Source organism: Streptomyces sp. NPDC052040 (assembly GCF_044548405.1).
GTDB lineage: Bacteria > Actinomycetota > Actinomycetes > Streptomycetales > Streptomycetaceae > Streptomyces.
The window spans coordinates 633,456-652,500 of record NZ_JBIUBV010000001.1 but is presented as its reverse complement, the minus strand read 5'-3'; the positions used below and the strand labels follow the sequence as shown (position 1 = coordinate 652,500).

The 19,045-nt window shown below is 71.1% G+C and carries 16 protein-coding genes and 4 pseudogenes; 7 read left to right on the top strand and 13 right to left on the bottom strand.

All coding sequences use genetic code 11. From position 1 onward, the window contains the following. The first annotated feature begins 54 nt into the window (after window positions 1-54). A complete protein-coding gene (locus ACIHAA_RS02675; RefSeq protein ID WP_399812082.1) occupies window positions 55-1,623 on the top strand; it encodes an alpha/beta fold hydrolase in 1,569 nt (522 codons plus the stop codon). Between the two features lie 174 nt (window positions 1,624-1,797). Here ACIHAA_RS02675 and ACIHAA_RS02670 read toward each other — a convergent pair whose 3' ends face one another. From ACIHAA_RS02670 to pcaC, 4 genes are all read right to left on the bottom strand, one after another. Further along, window positions 1,798-2,238, bottom strand: a complete 441-nt coding sequence (locus ACIHAA_RS02670; protein ID WP_399812079.1) for a DUF6278 family protein — start codon at window positions 2,236-2,238, stop codon at window positions 1,798-1,800. A 77-nt stretch (window positions 2,239-2,315) separates the two neighbouring features. Continuing rightward, window positions 2,316-3,095 (bottom strand): exodeoxyribonuclease III, encoded by a 780-nt coding sequence (locus ACIHAA_RS02665; RefSeq protein ID WP_399812077.1) that lies wholly within the window; start codon window positions 3,093-3,095, stop codon window positions 2,316-2,318. Window positions 3,096-3,248: 153 nt separating this feature from the next. Next, window positions 3,249-3,884: an MBL fold metallo-hydrolase gene (locus tag ACIHAA_RS02660; RefSeq protein WP_399812074.1), complete on the bottom strand. Its 636-nt coding sequence runs from the start codon at window positions 3,882-3,884 to the stop codon at window positions 3,249-3,251. Between the two features lie 153 nt (window positions 3,885-4,037). After that, window positions 4,038-5,336, bottom strand: a complete 1,299-nt coding sequence (pcaC, locus tag ACIHAA_RS02655) for a 4-carboxymuconolactone decarboxylase (RefSeq protein WP_399812072.1) — start codon at window positions 5,334-5,336, stop codon at window positions 4,038-4,040. 209 nt (window positions 5,337-5,545) lie between these two features. On the opposite strand from pcaC, the pseudogene ACIHAA_RS02650 reads away from it, so the two are divergent. Beyond that, window positions 5,546-7,811 (top strand): annotated as a pseudogene (locus ACIHAA_RS02650) (cytochrome P450); the annotation flags it as partial. Between the two features lie 141 nt (window positions 7,812-7,952). Here ACIHAA_RS02650 and ACIHAA_RS02645 read toward each other — a convergent pair. The 3 genes and pseudogenes from ACIHAA_RS02645 to rpmB all read right to left on the bottom strand — a co-directional run. Continuing rightward, a pseudogene (locus ACIHAA_RS02645) lies at window positions 7,953-8,228 on the bottom strand (HoxN/HupN/NixA family nickel/cobalt transporter); the annotation flags it as partial. A 49-nt stretch (window positions 8,229-8,277) separates the two neighbouring features. Beyond that, window positions 8,278-8,583 carry a 30S ribosomal protein S14 gene (gene rpsN / locus ACIHAA_RS02640; RefSeq protein WP_399812069.1) on the bottom strand — a complete coding sequence of 102 codons (306 nt, stop codon included), beginning with the start codon at window positions 8,581-8,583 and terminating at the stop codon, window positions 8,278-8,280. Beyond that, on the bottom strand, window positions 8,583-8,819 hold the full coding sequence (gene rpmB, locus ACIHAA_RS02635) for a 50S ribosomal protein L28 (protein WP_399812066.1): 237 nt from the start codon (window positions 8,817-8,819) through the stop codon (window positions 8,583-8,585). Before rpmB ends, rpsN begins: the two co-directional genes overlap by 1 nt. A 70-nt stretch (window positions 8,820-8,889) precedes the next feature. Here rpmB and rpmG point away from each other — a divergent pair, with 70 nt between their 5' ends. The 4 genes from rpmG to rpsR are packed head-to-tail and all read left to right on the top strand — an operon-like array spanning window position 8,890 to window position 10,780. Continuing rightward, a complete protein-coding gene (rpmG, locus tag ACIHAA_RS02630; protein WP_221753949.1) occupies window positions 8,890-9,054 on the top strand; it encodes a 50S ribosomal protein L33 in 165 nt (54 codons plus the stop codon). A 31-nt stretch (window positions 9,055-9,085) separates the two neighbouring features. After that, window positions 9,086-9,340: a type B 50S ribosomal protein L31 gene (locus ACIHAA_RS02625; protein ID WP_399812063.1), complete on the top strand. Its 255-nt coding sequence runs from the start codon at window positions 9,086-9,088 to the stop codon at window positions 9,338-9,340. After that, window positions 9,340-10,491, top strand: a complete 1,152-nt coding sequence (locus tag ACIHAA_RS02620; RefSeq protein WP_399812059.1) for a CobW family GTP-binding protein — start codon at window positions 9,340-9,342, stop codon at window positions 10,489-10,491. Before ACIHAA_RS02625 ends, ACIHAA_RS02620 begins: the two co-directional genes overlap by 1 nt. A gap of 52 nt (window positions 10,492-10,543) precedes the next feature. Beyond that, window positions 10,544-10,780, top strand: a complete 237-nt coding sequence (gene rpsR, locus ACIHAA_RS02615; RefSeq protein ID WP_221753952.1) for a 30S ribosomal protein S18 — start codon at window positions 10,544-10,546, stop codon at window positions 10,778-10,780. A gap of 209 nt (window positions 10,781-10,989) precedes the next feature. On the opposite strand, the pseudogene ACIHAA_RS02610 reads toward rpsR, so the two are convergent. Next, window positions 10,990-11,199 (bottom strand): annotated as a pseudogene (locus ACIHAA_RS02610) (heavy metal translocating P-type ATPase); the annotation flags it as partial. Here ACIHAA_RS02610 and ACIHAA_RS02605 point away from each other — a divergent pair. After that, a pseudogene (locus tag ACIHAA_RS02605) lies at window positions 11,116-11,384 on the top strand (ABC transporter ATP-binding protein); the annotation flags it as partial. The pseudogenes ACIHAA_RS02610 and ACIHAA_RS02605 sit on opposite strands and share 84 nt — an antisense overlap. On the opposite strand, the gene ACIHAA_RS02600 reads toward ACIHAA_RS02605, so the two are convergent. From ACIHAA_RS02600 to ACIHAA_RS02580, 5 genes are all read right to left on the bottom strand, one after another. Next, entirely contained in the window at window positions 11,380-11,895 is a 516-nt protein-coding gene (locus ACIHAA_RS02600; protein ID WP_399813691.1) for a GTP-binding protein, read from the bottom strand. The pseudogene ACIHAA_RS02605 and the gene ACIHAA_RS02600 overlap by 5 nt on opposite strands. 702 nt (window positions 11,896-12,597) lie before the next feature. Then, complete coding sequence (locus tag ACIHAA_RS02595; RefSeq protein ID WP_399812055.1) at window positions 12,598-14,361, bottom strand: ABC transporter ATP-binding protein; 1,764 nt, start codon at window positions 14,359-14,361, stop codon at window positions 12,598-12,600. A 17-nt stretch (window positions 14,362-14,378) separates the two neighbouring features. Then, window positions 14,379-16,163, bottom strand: a complete 1,785-nt coding sequence (locus ACIHAA_RS02590) for an ABC transporter ATP-binding protein (RefSeq protein ID WP_399812051.1) — start codon at window positions 16,161-16,163, stop codon at window positions 14,379-14,381. Next, entirely contained in the window at window positions 16,160-17,755 is a 1,596-nt protein-coding gene (locus ACIHAA_RS02585; protein ID WP_399812049.1) for a (2,3-dihydroxybenzoyl)adenylate synthase, read from the bottom strand. The genes ACIHAA_RS02590 and ACIHAA_RS02585 overlap by 4 nt, the downstream gene beginning before the upstream one ends. Window positions 17,756-17,758: 3 nt before the next feature. After that, on the bottom strand, window positions 17,759-19,042 hold the full coding sequence (locus ACIHAA_RS02580; RefSeq protein ID WP_399812047.1) for a salicylate synthase: 1,284 nt from the start codon (window positions 19,040-19,042) through the stop codon (window positions 17,759-17,761). Window positions 19,043-19,045: the final 3 nt, after the last annotated feature.

The window sequence follows — 19,045 nt, the reverse complement described above, 5'->3', positions numbered from 1 at the left end:
AAAGGTGCGAGGTTACCGTCTGGTCACTTTGCACCGGCGTATCAGGAGTGACCCATGGGAAACCACCGCAAGGCCCTGCGTACGACCGCCGTGGGGGCGCTCTCGGCGACGCTGGTCGCCGGGGGCGTGCTCGGGACCGCCCCGGCCACGCAGGCCGCGTCGAACGGCATCCGCTTCGTCGACATCGCCGGGGACGGCGGAACGGTGCTCAAGGGGAACGTCGTCACCCCCGCGGGCGCCGACGGCACGCACCGGTATCCGCTGATCGTGCTCCCCACGAGCTGGGGTCTGCCGCAGATCGAGTATCTGGCCCAGGCGCAGAAACTCGCGGACTCCGGCTATGTCGTGGTCACTTACAACGTGCGGGGATTCTGGCAGTCCGGCGGCGAGATAGAAGTGGCGGGGCCGCCGGATGTGGCCGACGCCTCCCGGGTCATCGACTGGGCGCTCGCCCACACCCCTTCGGACGCCCGGCACATCGGCATGGCGGGCGTCTCCTACGGCGCCGGCATCAGCCTGATCACGGCCGCGCACGACCGGCGCGTCAAGGCGGTCGCCGCGCTGAGCGGCTGGGCCGACCTGATCGACTCGATCTACTCCGGGCGCACCCAGCATGTCCAGGCCGCCGCCCTGCTGAACGGCGCCGGAGCCCTCACCGGCCGCCCCGGGCCCGAACTCAAGCAGGTGTTCAAGGACTTCTTCGCCTCCAACCTGGCGAAGGAGCCGGACATGCTGGCCTGGGGCAGAAAACGCTCCGCGGACACCTATGTCGGCCAGTTGAACAAGAACGGACCGGCACTGATGCTCGCCAACGCCTGGGGCGACACGGTCTTCCCGCCCAACCAGTACGCGGACTTCTACCAGAAGCTGACGGTCCCGAAGCGGCTGGAGCTGCGCCCCGGCGACCACGCCACGGCCGAGATGAGCGGGCTGTTCGGGCTTCCCAACGACGTGTGGACCGACACCGGGCGCTGGTTCGACCACTACCTCAAGGGCGAGGACAACGGCATCGACCGGGAGCAGCCGGTGCAGCTGAAGTCCCGTTCCACGGGCGGCTACGAGGGTTACCCCGACTGGAAGTCGGTGGGCAGGACACAGAAGAAGATCGACCTCGCGGGCACCACCACGATCCACGCCAATGTGGACTCCGGAGCGGACGGCGGGGTGGTCTTCCTGTCCAGCGTCCTCGACCAGTTGGTCCGGGTGCCGCCGATCGCGTCCATGCCGCTGCTGCCGCGCCGTTACGCGGCCGTCTGGCAGTCGCAGAGGTACGCCGAGGCCCAGCACATCCGCGGCACGGCCAAGCTGCACACCACGCTGACCCCCACCGAGGAGAGCGGCACCCTCGTCGCCTATCTGTACGACGTGGGCCCGCTCGGCCTCGGCAAGCTGGTCAGCAACGCGCCGTACACCTGGCACGGGCTGACGCCCGGCAAGCCGTTCGGCGTCGACCTGGAGCTGTTCTCCACGGCCTACGACGTCCCGGCCGGGCACCGGCTCGCGGTGGTCGTCGACACGGTCGACCCGCTCTATATCGAGCACAACCCGTCCGGCGCGCAGCTGACCTTCTCCTCACCCGCGGGGGACCCGTCCTACCTGTCCGTTCCACTGCGCGAGAACTGATCATCGGCTGCCACCGACCGGGCGCGCCCCGGTAGAACCGGTGCTGCCCTTCCCTGCGGTCCCGGCGGACGCGGGACATGCGGTCCGCGTCCACCGGGACCGCGGGGACGAACGGCCCATCCTAGTCGAGGTTCCGGGAGACGGTCCGCCGGGCCGTGCGGAGCGTCCCCCGGGTCAGGCCTCCGCCACCTCGGCGTAGACCTGGGTCAGTTCGGGGGCGCCGGTCGACGCCCAGGTCTGGCCGACTCCGACGACGTCGATCCGGCGTCCGGAGGCCAGCCGCACCACCGGCTGGCCGCCCGGCCAGACCACCCAGGCGGCATCCGGGACCGTGCGGACAATCACCGTGCCCAGATACAGACCCGCGTCGTTCCCGAGCCAGGGCAGGGTCTCCTCGTCGTCGCGCCAGCGCGGCAGGATCTGGTCGAGTGCCTCCAACGACGCCGCCGAATCGTCCAGTTCGACACCTGCCTGCTCGGCCTGGGAGCGCAGCAGCCCGCACTCGGAAAGGAGTTCGGCGACGCTGTCCGGGTCGGGATCACCGCTCGTGACCACCCCGACGCCGGATGCGAGGCCATGTTTCTTGCGCCGGTTGCCCAAGAAAGGGATGTTCATGGGCCCAGACTGGCACCGCGCCACTGCTCGCACTACAGGGCGCGCGGACTTCGGCCCACGCGCCCCGCGCCTGGCCCCTAGAGCGACAGGTCGACCACGACCGGCGCGTGGTCCGAGGCGCCCTTGCCCTTGCGTTCCTCCCGGTCCACATGGGCGTCCTTGACGGCCTTCGCGAACGGCTCGTTCCCGTACACCAGGTCGATGCGCATTCCGCGGTTCTTGGGGAAGCCGAGCTGGCGGTAGTCCCAGTAGGTGAAGGGACGGTCGTACTTCAGCGGGCGCGGGACCACGTCCGTGAGGCCCGTCTCGCGCAGGGACGCCAGCGCGGCACGCTCGGCGGGGGTGACATGGGTCAGGCCCTCGAAGGCGGCGATGTCGAAGACGTCGTCGTCCGTGGGCGCCACGTTGTAGTCGCCGAGCACCGCGAAGGGGCGGCTGCCGCCCGCGTCGCCCGCCACGGCCGCCTTGAGGGCCTCGAACCACTGGAGCTTGTACGCGTAGTGCGGGTGCTCCACCTCGCGGCCGTTCGGCACATACACCGACCAGACGCGGACCGGGCCGCAGGTCGCGGAGATGGCGCGGGGCTCCTGGACCCCGTCGTAGCCCGGATCGCCGGGCAGGCCCTTGACCACGTCCTCGATGCCGACGCGGGAGAGCACCGCCACCCCGTTCCACCGGCCGGTGGCGTGGACCGCCGCCTCGTATCCCAGCTCGCGCAGCTGGTCGTGGGGGAACTGCTCCTCGGCGACCTTGGCCTCCTGGAGGCACAGCACATCCGTGCCGCTGCTCTCCAGCCAGGCGAGGAGCCTCGGCAGGCGGGCGGTGATCGAGTTCACGTTCCAGGTGGCGATGCGCATGCCCCACAACCTACCGGGCGGGTACGACAGCCGGGGGCACGGCCGCTCCCGGGGCCGGATCCGGCTCCGGGAGAGGGCGGGAAGGCGCAGGTCAGACGGGTCGCAGGCGCCGCTGGGGCACCCCTGGGGCCGCCCTGAGGCCGCCCCGGGCCGTCAGACGTCCGCGGAGGCGCCCGGGGTCAGCCGCAGGTGCTCGGCGCCGCCCAGCGCGCCGATCTGGGAGTCGTAGATCGGGCGGGCGAGGTCGGTGAGGAGGGCGTCGTGGATGTCGTAGGCGCGCTGCGGCTTGACCTCGCGGACGTAGTCGATCACTTCGGAGATCTTGCTCCAGGGAGCCATCACGGGCAGCATCAGGGTCTCCACCGGGTGGTCGGGGACCGTCAGGGCGTCGCCCGGGTGGAAGACCTTTCCGCCGTCGATCAGAAACCCGACATTCCTGATCCGCGGAATGTCCGGGTGGATCACCGCGTGGAGTTCTCCGTGCACCTGCACGTCGAAGCCCGCCGCGGTGAAGGTGTCGCCGTGGCCGACGGTGTGCACCCGGCCCGGGAAGGCCGCCGAGATCTGCTCCGCGACCGGGGCGAGGGTCCAGATCTCCGCGTCCGGACGGGCCTCCATCCCGGCCCGCAGCCGCTCCTCGTTGAAGTGGTCGAGGTGTTCGTGCGTGACCAGGATGACGTCGGCACCGGCCGCCGCGTCCTCCTCGCTGAAGGTGCCGGGGTCGATGACGAGCGTGCGCCCGTCCTTCTCGAGCCGGATGCAGGCGTGCGACTTCTTGGTGAGCTTCATGGTCACCATCCTGCCCCCGCCCGGGCGCCGGGGGACGCCCCTGGCGTGGTGCTCCCGCCACCTGGCTGACGACCGCCCGCTCCCGGGGGGCCGCTGGGGGCGCCGCCTTCGCCCCGCTCCCGGAGGAGCCGCGTCCCCCTACCGAGAGGCCCCTCACTCCTGGGGAGTCGTCTCCTCCCGGATCACCTGCTGGGCCACCGCGAACGCGCTGTTCGCGGCGGGCACACCGCAGTAGACCGCCGTCTGGAGCAGCACTTCCTTGATCTCGATCGGAGTCAGCCCGTTGCGCAGGGCCGCCCGGGTGTGGAAGGCGAGTTCCTCCAGGTGGCCGCCCGCGACCAGGGCGGTGAGCGTCACACAGCTGCGGCTGCGCCGGTCCAGGCCGGGCCGGTCCCAGATCTCACCCCACGCGTACCGCGTGACGAACTCCTGGAAGTCCCCGGAGAAGTCGTCCGCCGAGGCGAGCGCCCGGTCCACATGTGCGTCGCCGAGCACCTCGCGGCGGACCTTCAGCCCCACCTCGTACGGGTCGGTGCGGCTCTCCGGCTCGGGCGCGGCGGCGGCCGGGGCGATCTCGGCCACGGGCGTTCCCGGCACGGGCGCGGAGAGCACCGGCTTGACCGGGGGTGCGGCGATCGCCGCGAGCTGGCCGGTCGACGGGTCGACGGCGGACTGCCAGGCGGTCGAGAAGTGGTGGACGAGCAGATCGGTGACCGCCGCGGGCTGCTCGACGGGCACCAGGTGGGAGGCGCCGGGGACGACCGCGAGCCGGGCGTCCGGGATCCCGGCGACCAGGGTGCGGGCCTCCGCCGGTCCGGTGACCTGGTCCTCCGAGCCCACCAGGACCAGGGTGGGCACGCCGATGCGCCCCAGCTCGGCCCGGGCGTCGAAGGCGGCGAGCGCCTCGCAGGCCGCGATGTAGCAGCCGGGGTCGGTGGTGCGCACCATCTGCACGGCCCACTCGGTGATCGCGGGCTGGGCGGCCGCGAACCCTCCGGTGAACCAGCGTTCGGGGGAGGTGCGGGCGATGGGGTCCAGACCGTTCGACCGGACGATCACACCGCGCTGGCGGAACTCGTCGGCCGTGCCGAAGCGGGGCGACGCGGCGATCAGGACCAGCGAGGAGAGCCGCTCGGGGTGGCGCAGCGCCAGCTCGATACCGACGGCGCCGCCCAGGGCACAGCCCGCATAGCCGAAGCGCTGCACTCCGAGCCCGTCGAGCGTGGCCAGCAGCCGGGTGGTGAGGTCGGCGACGGAGACCGCGGGGTGCGCGGGGGCACCGCCGTGACCCGGCAGGTCGTAACGGAAGACCCGCCGCTGCCGGGTGAGCTCGGGAATCTGGCGGTCCCACATGTGCCATGTGGTACCCAGTGAGGGACCCAGGATCAGGACCGGCGCGTCTTCTGGCCCGTCAAAGCGGTATTGCAGGGTGTTCGGCGGTGTCTCACTCACGTCCCAGACCCTCTCACGTCTCACGGACGCCCCTCTCACGCGGGGGCGTGGGCAACCGGTCTGACCAGGTTGAAGGCCTCACGGGCGGCATATCCGCCGTCGTGGCCACCTCCCAGGCCCGGGCCCTGACCGGCGAGGTTCTGACAGTAGTTCTCTCTTCCCTGACGACAGTTGGCGCACACCCCACAGCCCCATGAGCCGTTCGCCCCATCCGGTCCCCGCGTGGGGTCCCCCTGCTCGGCAACACGCCGCAGATCCCCGACACCAACCCGGTGGAGTACTTCAACAAGCTGTCCCAGCAGTTCCCCTAGGGCATCTACGGCATGGACATCGCCGGCATCGAGCTGGTCTTCGTCTACGACCCGGACCTGGTGGCCGAGGTCTGCGACGAGACGCGGTTCTTCAAGCAGATCGACAAGACACCGCTGCACCACGTCCGGGACTTCGCCGGGGCGGGCCTGTTCACCGCCCACCAGTACGAACAGGAGTGGGGCATGGCACACCGTGTCCCGCTGCCGGCGTTCAGCCAGCGGGCCATGAAGGCGTACTTCGGGCAGATGCTGGAGATCGCCCAGAACCTGGCGGGCAAGTGGGAGCGCAGGGAGGGGCAGTCGGTCAACATCACCGACGACTACACCCGCCTGACGCTGGACACCATCGCCCTGTCGGGATTCGGCTACCGGTTCCAGTCCTTCGACAAGGAGGAGCTGCACCCCCTCCTCAACGCGCTGCTGGAAGCACTGATCGAGTCGCTGCGGCGCTCCCAGGAGCTGCCGATGATGACCAAGCTCCGCAAGGCGGACGACCGTAAGTACCGCGACAACATCCGGCTGATGCAGAACCTGGTCGAGCGCGTGATCAAGGAGCGCCGCGAGGGGAAGGGGACCGGCGAGGAGGACCTGCTGGGTCTGATGCTGGAGGCCACCGACCCCCTGCCGCGCGCCGTCGTCGTGGACGACGAGGTTCGCCGGATCCTGAAGAGCGTCGGCGTCCATGAGGAGTTCGCCACTCTCGCCAGGCCGGCGCCCGGCTTGCGGCTGCTGGACGCCCGGCGCCGCGTGATCGCCGAGTTCCCACGGTCCCTGCACGGCCACCACGGCTTCCCGCAGACCAGCATGTTCGACCAGCCAGAGCTGGAACGGCTGCTGCGCGACGCCCTGGCCCGTCGCCCCGAGTGCGAGCTGCGAGGCGGGGTGGAGGTCGTGTCCGTCAGTCGGGCCACCGACCGAGCTGCTCCGGTCCGGGTCACTTTCCGCCGCGACGGCAGCGATGAGGACGAGCACGTGTGGGCCGACGCCGTCCTCGGCTGCGACGGTGCGGGCAGCATCACCCGCGACGCCATCGGCGCCGTGTGGGAAGACCGGCATTTCGAGGAGAGCTGGCGGGTCATCGACGTGCGCACGAGCCTCCCGGTGCGCACCTGGGAAGGCGCCGAGCAGATTTGCTGCCCCACCCGCCCGGCCACCTTGATGCGAATCGGCGAAGACCGCTACCGCTGGGAGTTCCGATTGGCCGAGGGTGAGACCTTGGAAGGCCCGAACGAGCTGGACCAGCTGCACGAGCTGGTCGCCCCCTGGGTCGACCTGCCGTCCGCTGCCCATGCGGGCGAGGGCGACGACTTCGAGGTGATCCGGCAGGCGCGGTACGCCTTCCGGGCCCGCCTCGCCGACCGGTGGCGCCGTGGGCGCGTCTTCCTGCTGGGCGACGCGGCCCACCTCACCCCGCCCTTCATCGGGCAGGGCCTGTGCGCGGGCCTGCGCGACGCCCGTAACCTCACCTGGAAGTCGTCCGCGTCCTTCAGCAGGGCGCGGACGACCGGCTGCTGGACACATACCAGCAGGAGCGCGAGCCGCACGCCCGCCACGTGATCCGTGTCGCGGTCGCCGTCGGCTGGGCCGCCCGGCACCGGGGCGCCGAAGGGATCCAGGAACCCACCGACTACCAGGCCCTGCACCCCTGGTCCGTCACGGACCTGGAAGGATTCTGGGCCGCGGTGTGGGAGTACTTCGGCATCGACGCCACCACTCCGTACGAGCGGGTGCTGGCCGAGGAAGCCATGCCCGGCGCACGCTGGTTCCCGGGCGCCACCCTCAACTACGCCCACCACGCACTGCGCAACCTGCACCCGGACGCTCCCGCGATCACCGCGCTGGACGAGACCGGTGCCTGCTACGAGATCACGGGCCGGCAACTGCGCGCCCCGGTCGCCTCCGTCGCGGCCAGGCCACAATCTCCGTGAACCACGCGGGCCTTGGCTGGCCCGAAACCCAGACCTCGGGGCTGACGATTCCCTGGCAGGACGCGGCCGGCCGCACCCAGCACCTCACCCTTACCCCGGTGCCCTTCGACCACCCGTTGTGGATCGTCTTCTCCTCCAGCACCACCGGCCTGCCCAGAGGCATTGTCCACGGACACGGCGGCGTCCTGCTCGAACACCTCAAGACCCTCGCCCTGCACTGCGACCTGGGCGTCGGGGGAACTGGTCGTCACCCGCCCCATGCCGTCGATGCCGCTCTACTTCTGGGAGACACACGAAGCGACGGGCCGGGAAACGTCGAGGCTTCCCGGCCCGCAGACGGTATCGCGGTGTCAGCCGCTCTCACCCAGCCGAGCCGCTCACCGCTGCTCCACCCCGGCCAGCCTCCTGTACGCCACCGCGGCGGCCCACACCACGACGAACAGACCGACGATCAGGTAGCCGACGTTGTCCAGGTCAAGGCCGGCGATCCAGTCGGTCAGGGCGTCGCGCATGTCGGGCTTCTCGTGCAGCACGCCCACGAGTTCGATGGTGCCGATCAGGAAGGCCACGGCGATGGACAGGCCGGTGATGGTGAGGTTGCAGAAGAGCTTGCGGACCGGATTCGAGAATGCCCCCTGGTAGACGAAGTTCATGCTGAGACGCGCCCCCTGGTCTTCCTCCGCGAGTACGTGGGAACCGCCGTCACCAGGAGGACTTGGTGACACCGGGCAGGAAACCCGCGTGCGCCTGTTCCCTCACGCGGACACGGGAGAGCCCGAACCTGCGCAGATGCCCCCGGGGGCGGCCGTCGACGCTGTCACGGTTACGGACGCGGGTGGCGCTGGCGTCGCGGGGCTGCCTGCGCAGTTCGGCGATCGCGGCACTGCGCTCGGCTTCCGTCGAGGAAGGACGTCGAATGATCTCTTTGAGTTCGGCCCGCCGGGCGGCGTACCGCTCCACGACGGCCTTGCGCTTCTCGTTCTTCGCGATCTTGCTTTGCTTGGCCATCAGACCTTTCCTCCCCGGGCACGGATGCGCGCGACCGCCGCTTCCACGCCGATGGTGTCGACGATCTTGATTCCCCGGGTGCTCAGCGTCAGCCGCACATGTCGGGACTCACTGGGAAGCCAGTACCGCTTGCGCTGGATGTTGGGGTTGAAGCGGCGGGAGGTGCGCCGGTGCGAGTGGGAAATGTGGTTGCCGAAGCCCGGCTGGACGCCGGTCAGTTGGCAGTGGGCGGACATGGGGTGACCTGCCTCTCCCCGGGACGGGGTGACTATCGATAATGGAAACCGTTCCCATATAGTAGCGCTCATGGCTCGCAACGAACTCCGCCCGGTCATCAAGCTCCGCTCCACCGCGGGGACCGGCTACACCTACGTGACCCGGAAGAACCGCCGGAACGACCCGGACCGCATGGTCCTGCGCAAGTACGACCCGGTCGTCGGCCGGCACGTCGACTTCCGTGAAGAACGCTGATCCGCCCACCCATCCCTCCAGGGAGCCCGCCATGAAGCCCGGCATCCACCCCGCCTACGGCCCTGTCGTCTTCCGCGACAAGACCGCCGACTTCGCCTTCCTGACCCGCTCGACGCTCTCCAGTGACAAGCGCATCGAGTGGGAGGACGGCAACACCTATCCCGTCGTGGACGTCGAGATCTCGTCGGCGAGCCACCCCTTCTACACCGGTACCGCCCGGGTCCTCGACACCGCGGGCCGCGTCGAGCGCTTCGAACGCCGCTACGGCCGATCCGGGGGCCGGTGATGCGCGAGGAAGGCCGACTGCCGGTCGTCATCGTCGCCGGCCTGCACGCGGACGCCCGGCGGCACGTGGTCGACCGACTTCTCCGAGCGGTGCCGGGCAGCGTCGCCCTTCACCACGACCTCGCCACCGCGGGCGAGGGGACGGTACGACGGCTCCTGCGCGACGCGTCCGGCGTGCTCGCGTCGGGCCAGACGCCGCTGGTCAACGACTGCGCCTGCTGCGCACTGCGCGAGGACCTCGTTCCGGAGCTGGAGCGGCTGGCCCACCACGGTCTGACACGGCTGGCGATCGTCGAGTTGTGGGACTCGGTCGAGCCCAAGGCCATGGCCGAGGTCGTGGCGGCACACAGCGGCGACGACCTGACGCTCACCAACGTGATCACCGCGGTGGACCCGGCACTGGTCCTGCCGTACCTCTCCAACGGGGACGACCTGGCCGAGGCGGGACTCGCGGCGGCGGCGACGGACCAGCGCACCGTCGGCGACACCTGGGCCCGCCAGCTGGAGTACGCGCCGGTCCTCGCTCTCGTGGACAGCGAGGACGCGGACGAACACGACCACGCCCTGCTGGCCCAGCTGCACCCCACCGCCCGCCACGTCGACGCGCTCTCAGGTGAACTCGCGCATCTGGCCTTCGCCGGCTTCGATGTGGAGGCGGCGGCCACGGCTCAGCACCCGGCCTGTGCACTCCTGCCCCAGGAGGCCGACGACGCAGGCGTCACGACGCTGGTCTGGCACCGCACCCGCCCCTTCCACCCCGAGCGCCTCTACCAGGCGCTGGAGGACCTCTGCTGCGCCGCCGCCCGCAGCAGGGGCCGCTTCTGGCTCGCCGACCGCCCCGGCACCCTGCTCTCCTGGGACGCGGCCGGCGGCGCCCTGTGCGTCGAGAGCGCGGGCCCGTGGCTCGCCTCCCTGCCCGACGCCGCATGGGAGCTGGTCCCCCCGGTACGGCGAGCGGCCGCCGCACTGGACTGGCATCCCGAACACGGCGACCGCTGCCAGCACCTCGTCTTCACCTCACCCGGACTCGACCGCTCCGGCATCGAGCAGTTCCTCGACTCCTGTCTGCTCACCGACGCCGAATACGCGGCCGGACCCGAGGGATGGCAGCGCCTGCCGGCGGCCTTCGACTCCCTGCTCGACGCCGCGTGACCCACCGCCCCCTCCACCCGTCGCCCGTCACACCCCCACCCGAGGAATCCGCATGACCCGACGCGTCAACACCCGCAAGCCCGTGAAGCCCCGCACCAATCCCCTCCTCGCGGCCGGCATCACCTACATCGACTACAAGGACACCGACCTGCTGCGCAGGTTCATCTCCGACCGGGGAAAGATCCGCAGCCGGCGCGTCACCCACGTCACCGCTCAACAGCAGCGCCAACTCGCCGCAGCCATCAAGAACGCCCGCGAAATGGCCCTCCTCCCGTACTCCAGCAAGTGACAGGACGCTGTGGAGGTCAGTGGACACCGCCGGACCGGCCCGCCTACGGGGCCTGTCTGGCAGGCTGATCACCATGGGAGCGCTCAAGACAGTGAGGTCACCTGAGTTCACACAGATCACCCGGCCCCACGAGCTGGCCTCCGGCCTGAGGCAGGAACTGGTCGACTGCTGGGTGACGGTGAGTCGCCGCAACGGCTCACCCGGTGTCCTGCGACGCGGCCGCTTCCGTCTCGCAGCAGGCGCAGTCCGTTGAGGCCGACGACAACGGTCGAGCCCTCGTGGCCCGCGACACCGAGGGGCAGCAGCAGGTGGCCGGCCAGGTCCCAGATGACGAGGCCGGCGATGAACAGCCCCTGCTGTGCGACGAACCGCTGCTCTCCCTCGGCCTCAACCACCAGCGGGCCGTCACCGAACTGATCGACGCCCGGCGCCGCCCCACGACACGGCGGTTGTCTTCGTGCCCCACGAGATCAACCCGGTGCTCGACCTGGTGGACCGGGTGCTCTACCTGACGCCGGGAGGTCACCGGGTCGGTACGCCGGAGGAAGTCCTGATTTCCGAGTCGCTGTCCCGGCTGTACGGCACCCAGGTCGACGTCGTCAGGTGGTCGAGACGGCAGCGTCCAGGGGGCGGTTCAGCCCGAGGCTGTCGGCCCACCCCTCGGCCCCGATCACGGTCTCCTCGTAGCGGGCGGCGGCAATCGTGTCGTGCGCCTCCAGCCAGCGGTCTGCCTCCCTCAGCTCCAGGTACGCGCCGGCCGAATGCCAGCTCACGACCGCGTCGGGGCTGCTGCACAGCCACAGGTGACCGAGGCCGCGCACCACGCCGTGCATCACGGCGTCGAGCGCGTCGGCCAGCCGCCCGGGATGCAGAGGACGGCGGGCCCGCCAGAGCACCGACTCCACGCCGTGCCTGGCCACCCGCGGCGACCGCGGCGCGAGGACCGGCTCCAGCCGCGCCTGCCATGCGTGGGCCGTGCTGGACGGCAGGGCCTCGGCGAGCGATGCCGGCGTCGGCGCGTCTCCGCCGGGTGACGTGACAACCAGTGCCTTCCCGTTCAGGTGGCCGATGAGGGCGGCGGCGCCGGACGCCTTGCGGTCGTCTCCGGTCGGCATGGCCCGCACCACCACCGCGTCCGCCGATTCCACCTGGCGGCCCACGGTCTCGGCGGTGGTCAGCGGCTCGCCGAGGTCGCGCCCGTTCCACAGGCGTACGGACCGGTGTACACAGCCGAGGTCGGCCATGAACGTGGCCGGGTCTACGCCGACCACGACGGGAGCCGGGTCGTAGAAGTCCGTCAGAGGGCCGCTCGCAACCCGCGCGCGCCACAACTCCGCCAGGAAGGGGATGACTTCGACGGTGGCGGGGAGGGCCAGTACGACATGTGTCCGCCCCGGGCCCGCCGCCCGCCGCAGCCCCAGGAGGTCCTGGCGCAGGACCACCACCGGGTCCCCCGTCACACCTTGCGGACTCTATTCCCGCGCGCTCGTGCCCGTGCCGGACAGGAAGCGGCATTCCCGCTTGCAGCCACACGGCGACCGTCTCCGCGTCCGTCCGGGTGGCGATCGGGCCGAGCCGCACCACCGCACCGGTGGGCCGCCGGTCCGCTGCGCACGGCTGTACGGCCGCGTACAGCCCCCGGTCGGCACGGCACTGCGGGAACCGGTCCAGGCATCCGGTGGAGACCATGACGCCGTGCGAGCAGGCGCGGACGGCCCAGCGCAACGCATCCATCACGTGTTCGTCGCCGCTGTCCTGGCAGGAGGTGCAGACGACCAGGGTGAAGGGAGTGCTCCCGGGGTCACGTGCGGTGGGGCTCACGTGTGCGTTCCTTCCGTTCGTCCCGTACGTGCCGCGGTCACCGGGAGCTGCCAGTGGCGCGCCGCGGCCTGCGCCGCCCACATGCGGGCGTAGCGCCCGTCGGAGGCCGCGAGCAGGTCGGTGTGATTGCCGCGCTGGGTGATGCGGCCGTCCTCGACGACGAGGATCTGGTCGGCGCCGACGACGGTGGACAGGCGGTGGGCCACGACGATCACCGTCTTGCCGTCCACCAGCCGGTCGATGGCCTCCTGGACCACCGTCTCCGAGGTGCTGTCGAGGGCGGCGGTCGGCTCGTCGAGCAGCACGATCGGGGCGTCCTTGAGGAAGGCCCGGGCGATGGAGATGCGCTGGCGTTCGCCGCCGGAGAGGGCTGAGCCGATCTCGCCGACGCGGGTGGCGTAGCCGTCAGGCAATGTCGCGACGAAGTCGTGGATGCCGGCGGCGCGTGCCGCCTCCTGGATCTCCGCGTCGGTGACGTCCGGGCGGGCGAGGGCGATGTTGGCGCGGATCGTGTCGTCGAAGAGGTACACGTCCTGGAAGACGACGGCGATGTGTGTGAGGACCTCGTCGGGGTCGAGACGGCTCAGGTCGACGCCGCCGATGCGGACCCTGCCGCGCTGCGGGTCGGCGTAGCGGCCGATGAGCCGGGTCACCGTCGTCTTGCCTGAGCCGGAGGGGCCGACCAGCGCCGTCAGGCTGCGTTCGGGGACGGTGAAGTCGACGTCGTTCAGGGTGGGTTCGTTCCGGCCGTCGTACGTGAAGCTGACGTGTTCGAAGCGGATGTCGTGGGAGGTCGGCGGTTGTCCACCCGCGGGGACCGGCAGCGGTCGTACCGAGAGGACGTCGTCGATGCGGGCCAGGGCCGCCTCGGACAGTTCGAAGAGCTTGGTCATGACGGCGGCCAGGCTCAGGGGTTCGGCGAAGCGGGCGGCGGCCACCGTGATGGCGAGGAGCGTGGCGGGAGTGAGCCGGGCGTCGAGAACGAGAGCGGCGCCGAGTGACACCAGCGCCACGAGTGCGAGTTGCACGATGAGCTGGGCACCGGCCACGGGCAGGGCGGCGGAGCGGTTGGTGGCGGCCTGGGTGTGCCGCTGGCGGGTCAGGACGGGCAGCAGGCGTGGTGAGTCGGCGCCCGCCTGGCCGGTGGCCTTGAGGACCGGCAGCCCCTGGACATGCTCCACGATCCTCGCCGCCGTCTCCCCTTCCGCCTCGTCGACCTCGCGGAAGCCGGAGCCGGAGCGGCGCTGGATCTGCCGTACGAGCGGCAGCGCCGCGCACGTGCCGGCGAGGAGGACCAGGCCGAGGCGCCAGTCCAGCACCAGGACGACGAGGCCGAGTACGGCGGGCACGGTGACCAGTTGCACGAACAGGGCGGCCAGAGAGGAGACGGCAGTGGCGGCAGTGGCGGCGTTGCCGCCGACGACCTGGGTCAGATCCCCGGCCGCGCGGCGGTTCAGCTCCTGCTGGGGCATGGCGCGCAGGGCGGCGCCCAGGCGGAGGCGCGTGGAGCCGGTGACCAGGTGCCAGTAGTCGTACGTGAACGTCATCTCCCGCATCCGCAGGGCGCCTTCTGCGGCCACGAGTGCGGCCAGCAGAGCCACCCAGCCCCAGGCGCGGCCGGTGCGCACATCGTCGCGGGTCAGCTCCGCGAGCAGCGGGACGAAGCAGGCGTAGGCGGCGGCCTGGAGGACGGTCGCCGCGAGGGAGACGCGGAGTGTGGCGCGGAACTGCGGGGCGTACGGGCCTGCGGTAGTGAGCATAAGGTGCAGGATGCGCTTCACGAAGTGACCTCCTGGGTGCGGTGGCCGGTCATGCCCCAGGTGGCGGCCTGCTGGTGGCTTGCCCAGAGGCGGGCGTAGCGGCCGCCGGCGGCGACGAGGTCGGCGTGGCCGCCGCGTTCGGCGATACGACCGTGGTCGAGGACGGCGATCTGGTCCGCGTCCGTGATGGTGGACAGACGGTGGGCGATGACGAGAACGGTGCGGCCCCGGGTGAGGCGGGCGATTGCCTGCTGGATGACGCCTTCGGTCTCGGGGTCGGTGAACGCGGTGGCTTCGTCGAGGATGACGATCGGGGCGTCGGAGATGATGGCGCGGGCGATGGTGATGCGTTGGCGCTGTCCGCCGGAGAGGCGGGTGCCGCGTTCGCCGACCTGGGTGTCGTAGCCGTCGGGCAGGTCGCGGACGATGAAGTCGTGGGCGGCGGCGGCCTCGGCCGCTGCCCGAACCTCGGCGTCCGTGGCGTGCGGGCGGGCGAGCCGGATGTTCTCGGCGACGGTGCCGGTGACGAGGAACGGCTCCTGGAAGACGAGCGCGATCTGCCGCAGCAGGACGTCGCTCGCGATGTCGCGGACGTCCACGCCACCGACGCGCACCGCGCCCGAGGCGACGTCGTGGAAGCGTGGGATCAGGCGTGCCAGCGTGGACTTGCCGGAGCCCGAGGCGCCGACCAGGGCGCACACCGTGCCCTCGGGGACCGTCAGGTCGATGCCGTCCAGGGCGGGGCTGCTCGAGCGGCCCGGGTAGTGGAAGGTGACGTTCTCGAAGACGATCGACGCGCCTTCCGGTTCACGCGGTTCGTCGGGCTCGGGGAGGGGCGGTGCGTCCAGGAGATCCTGTACGCGGACGGCACCGGCCGTGGCGTCGTTGATGTGGTTCGTCAGGTGCATCAGGGGTGAGACGGCCTCGATGGGCAGGGTCCCTATGAGCAGGGCGAGCAGGAGGTCGGTGAGGGAGATCCATCCGGCTTCGAGCATCGGGACGCCCGTGGCGGCGACGATGAGCAGGGTGGGCAGCGGCACGATGAACAGCCGGTGCAGCAGGCCGGAGGAGCGAGTGGTGGCCATCCAGGCGGCGACCGCGTCCGTGAACTCCTCCACGGCGGTGGCGAACCGGCCGAAGGACGCGCGCCCGTCGTCGAAGGTGCGCACGACCGGCATGCCCTGGACGAACTCGACGACAGCGGCGTTCACGTTCTCGTTGGCACTGTTGTAGCGCTCGCGCTGAGTCCCGTAGTCGCGGGCCATCAGTGACAAGCAGACGAAGGCGACGGGAACGATCAGCAGGACGGCGAGCAGCAACCGCCACTGGACGACGCCCAGAGCCAGCAGGGCCGCGATCGGCTGGGCGACGCCCGAGCCGAGGAACGGCACTGCGTCGGCGACCACGTTGTGCAGGGACTTGACGTCGTCCTGGACGATCTTCTTGATGCGTCCGGCGCCGAGCCGCTGCACCTCGCCCAGCGGGATGCGCGCCAGGCTGTCGGCGAGGCGGCGGCGCAGTACGACCTCGAGTTCGTAGCTGGCCTCGTGCGCGAGGTGTTCGGCGAGCCAGCGGGCGCCGAAGCCGCCCACAAGTCCGGCTAGCGCCCCGAGGGCCCAGCGGGTGACGACGGCACCGGAGGGGTGGTCGGCGAGGAGTTCCCCGACGGCGTAGGCCACGCAGACGAGGCCCACGACGTTGAGGACTCCGCTCACCAGGCCGAGTGCCGCCGCCTGTTGCAGGCGCCGCCGTACCCGCGCGGAGGCCGTGGTGAGGCTCATGACGGTGCTGAGGCCGCTCATGCGCTCACCTGCCGGGCCAGTGCCGCCTTGTCGACCTTGCCCAGTGCTGTGCGGGGGAAGGACTTCAACGCCCTTACCTCGTCCGGGAGTTTGTAGGCGGCCAAGCCGCGTGCCGTGAGGTGAGCGGTGACGTCGGTGCGTGTGGGCGGGGTGCCGCGGGAGATCAGGCAGGCGCAGGAGCGCTCCCCCAGATGCTCGTCGGGCAGGCCGACCAGGGCCGTGTCGTGGACGGCCGGGTGGGCGAGCAGGTGATTCTCGACCTCCTCGACGGGGACCTTCTCTCCGCCGCGGTTGATGACGTCCTTGATGCGGCCTTCCACGACGAGGTGTCCGGTGGGAAGGCGCCGTACCAGGTCGCCGCTGCGGTAGAAGCCGTCCGCCGTGAACGCCCGGGCGTTGTGGTCGTCGGCCCGGTAGTAGCCGCGCAGGGTGTACGGGCCCCGGACCAGCAGCTCGCCGACCTCGCCATGCGGTACGTCGCGGTCGCCGGTGTCCACGATGCGTATCTCGTCGTCCGTGCACAGTGGTCGGCCCTGGGAGTCGATGACCAGGTCCTCGGGGTCGTCGAGGCGCGTGTAGCAGAGCAGCCCCTCGGCCATTCCGAACACCTGCTGGAGGCGGCAGCCCAGTTCGGGGGCGACACGCCGGGCGGTCTCGGCCTTGAGGCGGGAGCCGCCGACCTGGAGCAGTTCCAGGCTGCTCAGATCGTCCTCCGCCCACTCGGCCGCCTCCAGCCACAGCAGGACGAGCGAGGGGACGAGCGCGGTGACGGTGACGCGTTCGCGGGCGATCAGCGGGAAGGCGGTGTCCGGGCCCGGGGTGGGGCACATCACCACCGTGCCGCCCGCGTGGAGGGTGCCCAGGATTCCCGGGCAGGCGAGCGGGAAGTTGTGGGCCACGGGGAGCGCGGCGAGGTAGCGGGAGTCTGCAGTCAGACCGGTCACTTCGGCGCTGGCGGAGACGTTGCAGAGGTAGTCGTCGTGGGTGCGGGGGATCAGCTTGGGTGCGCCTGTGGTGCCGCCGGACAGGAGCAGCACGGCTACGTAGGAGGGGTCGGGTTCCGGCAGCGGTCGGGGCGTGGCGGGTATGGACGCCAGGCTGGTGAACTCCTCCGCGTCCCCGACGACCAGGATGTGTCGCAGACTTGGCGCCTTCTCCCTTACTGAGCGGGCGAGCCGGCGATGGTCGAAGCCGAGGTGGGTGTCGGGGATGACGTACGCCACCGCCTCCGAGAGGGCGAGCAGGTGGGCGATCTCGGCCTCGCGATGGGCGGGCAGCGCCATGACGGGTACCGCGCCGAGCCGGAACAGAGCGAAGGACAGCTCCAGGAACTCGGCGGTGTTCGGCAGGTGGACGAGGACTCGGTCGCCCGGCGTGAGCCCGAGCCCGTGCAGCCCGGCTGCCAGCCGGTCGGCACGCAGGTCGAGTTCGCGGTACGTCCAGCGGCGCTGTCCGTCCACGACGGCGACCGCTTCCGGTGTGGCCTCGGCCCGGTCCCGGAGCAGGGAGCCCAGGGTGCGGCCCCGCCAGTAGCCGCGTTCCCGGTAGCAGTCGGCGAACTCCTGCGGCCAGGGAGTGAATCCCTCCTGCATGGCTCAGCCCTCCTTCGGGACCACGTAGGGGGCGACGCTACGGAGCTTCTCGCAGGTCTCCTCGTACTCGCGGGCCGGTCGGGACGCCCCGACGACGCCCGCGCCGGCGCGCAGCCAGGCCCGGCCGCCCTGCTGGTAGACGGCACGCAGCACGAGTGCCGCGTCCAGCGAACCGTCGGCTCCGGCCCGCAGGACCGCGCCCGCGTACAGTCCGCGCGGTTCGTCCTCCAGTTCGCGGATCAGACGGTAGGCGGCCGACTTGGGGATGCCGGAGGCGGTGACCGGCGGGAAGACCGCGCCGAGAGCGTCCCAGGCGGTGCGGCCCTGGGCCAGTTCGGTGGTGACGCGGGAGGCGAGGTGCTGGACGCTGCCGCGCGGCTTGACGCTGAGGAAATCCGTCACGTGGGTGGCACCCGGCACGCCCACCGACGACAACTCCTCCACCGCCAACTTCACGGAAGTGGCGTGCTCGTACACCTCCTTCGGATCGCGGTGCAGGTCCGTGCGCAGGGCGGCGTCCGTGTCCGGGTCACCGGTCAGCGCGCGGGTTCCGGCCAGCGGCTGGGTGGTGGCGGTGCCGTCGCCCGGTGCCTCGATCACCGTCTCCGGGCTGAAGCCGGCGGCCTGGATGCCGCCGAGGTCGAGGAGGAAGGAGCGAGCGGGGTTGTTGGCCGTGCGGCCCGCGACGTACGTGGCTGTCATGTCGACGGGGAAGGGCACGGGGACGGTGCGCGAGAGGACGGCCTTGTCGAGCCTGCCGCGGCCGATCTCGGTGACGGTGTGGGCGACACGGACCTGGTAGGTGCGCGGGAGGTTGTGGACGTCGACCGGCTTCGGGGCGCATGCGGGCTTCGGGGCCCGGGCCACCAGCGTACGGAGGCGGTCCGGGAAGTCCGGGTCGAGGGTACGGACGCTCAGTTCCGTCTTGGTCACCGTCACCTCGGTGCTGGGGACGATGAGGTGGGCCAGGGGCAGGTCCGTACGGACGCCGCTCGCCAGCTCGAAGGACAGCCAGCCGTAGGCGTGCCAGTCGGCCGCCGGTGCCTCGTGCAGAGCGGAGTGCAGGGGTTCCCAGGGCGTTCCGGACCAGGCGAAGGTCCTCTCGCCGACACGTATGTTCCCTGCGTCGAGGCGTACTTCGTGGATCGGGTTGCCGGCGATGTACCACCGGTGGTCCTGCTCGTAGACGACGTGGTCGGTGAGCAGGCCGGAGTCGGCGAGCTGAGCTACGACGGCCAACGGTGCGAACGCGCCCTCGATACGGGTGTGCTGATAGTGCTGATGCATGCT

Coding starts and splice junctions, on each gene's coding strand:
- ACIHAA_RS02675 (WP_399812082.1), top strand. CDS start 55: ATGGGAAACCACCGCAAGGCCCTGCGTACGACCGCCGTGGGGGCGCTC.
- ACIHAA_RS02670 (WP_399812079.1), bottom strand. CDS start 2,238: ATGAACATCCCTTTCTTGGGCAACCGGCGCAAGAAACATGGCCTCGCA.
- ACIHAA_RS02665 (WP_399812077.1), bottom strand. CDS start 3,095: ATGCGCATCGCCACCTGGAACGTGAACTCGATCACCGCCCGCCTGCCG.
- ACIHAA_RS02660 (WP_399812074.1), bottom strand. CDS start 3,884: ATGAAGCTCACCAAGAAGTCGCACGCCTGCATCCGGCTCGAGAAGGAC.
- rpsN (WP_399812069.1), bottom strand. CDS start 8,583: ATGGCCAAGCAAAGCAAGATCGCGAAGAACGAGAAGCGCAAGGCCGTC.
- rpmB (WP_399812066.1), bottom strand. CDS start 8,819: ATGTCCGCCCACTGCCAACTGACCGGCGTCCAGCCGGGCTTCGGCAAC.
- rpmG (WP_221753949.1), top strand. CDS start 8,890: ATGGCTCGCAACGAACTCCGCCCGGTCATCAAGCTCCGCTCCACCGCG.
- ACIHAA_RS02625 (WP_399812063.1), top strand. CDS start 9,086: ATGAAGCCCGGCATCCACCCCGCCTACGGCCCTGTCGTCTTCCGCGAC.
- ACIHAA_RS02620 (WP_399812059.1), top strand. CDS start 9,340: ATGCGCGAGGAAGGCCGACTGCCGGTCGTCATCGTCGCCGGCCTGCAC.
- rpsR (WP_221753952.1), top strand. CDS start 10,544: ATGACCCGACGCGTCAACACCCGCAAGCCCGTGAAGCCCCGCACCAAT.
- ACIHAA_RS02600 (WP_399813691.1), bottom strand. CDS start 11,895: ATGCCGACCGGAGACGACCGCAAGGCGTCCGGCGCCGCCGCCCTCATC.
- ACIHAA_RS02595 (WP_399812055.1), bottom strand. CDS start 14,361: ATGCTCACTACCGCAGGCCCGTACGCCCCGCAGTTCCGCGCCACACTC.
- ACIHAA_RS02590 (WP_399812051.1), bottom strand. CDS start 16,163: ATGAGCGGCCTCAGCACCGTCATGAGCCTCACCACGGCCTCCGCGCGG.
- ACIHAA_RS02585 (WP_399812049.1), bottom strand. CDS start 17,755: ATGCAGGAGGGATTCACTCCCTGGCCGCAGGAGTTCGCCGACTGCTAC.
- ACIHAA_RS02580 (WP_399812047.1), bottom strand. CDS start 19,042: ATGCATCAGCACTATCAGCACACCCGTATCGAGGGCGCGTTCGCACCG.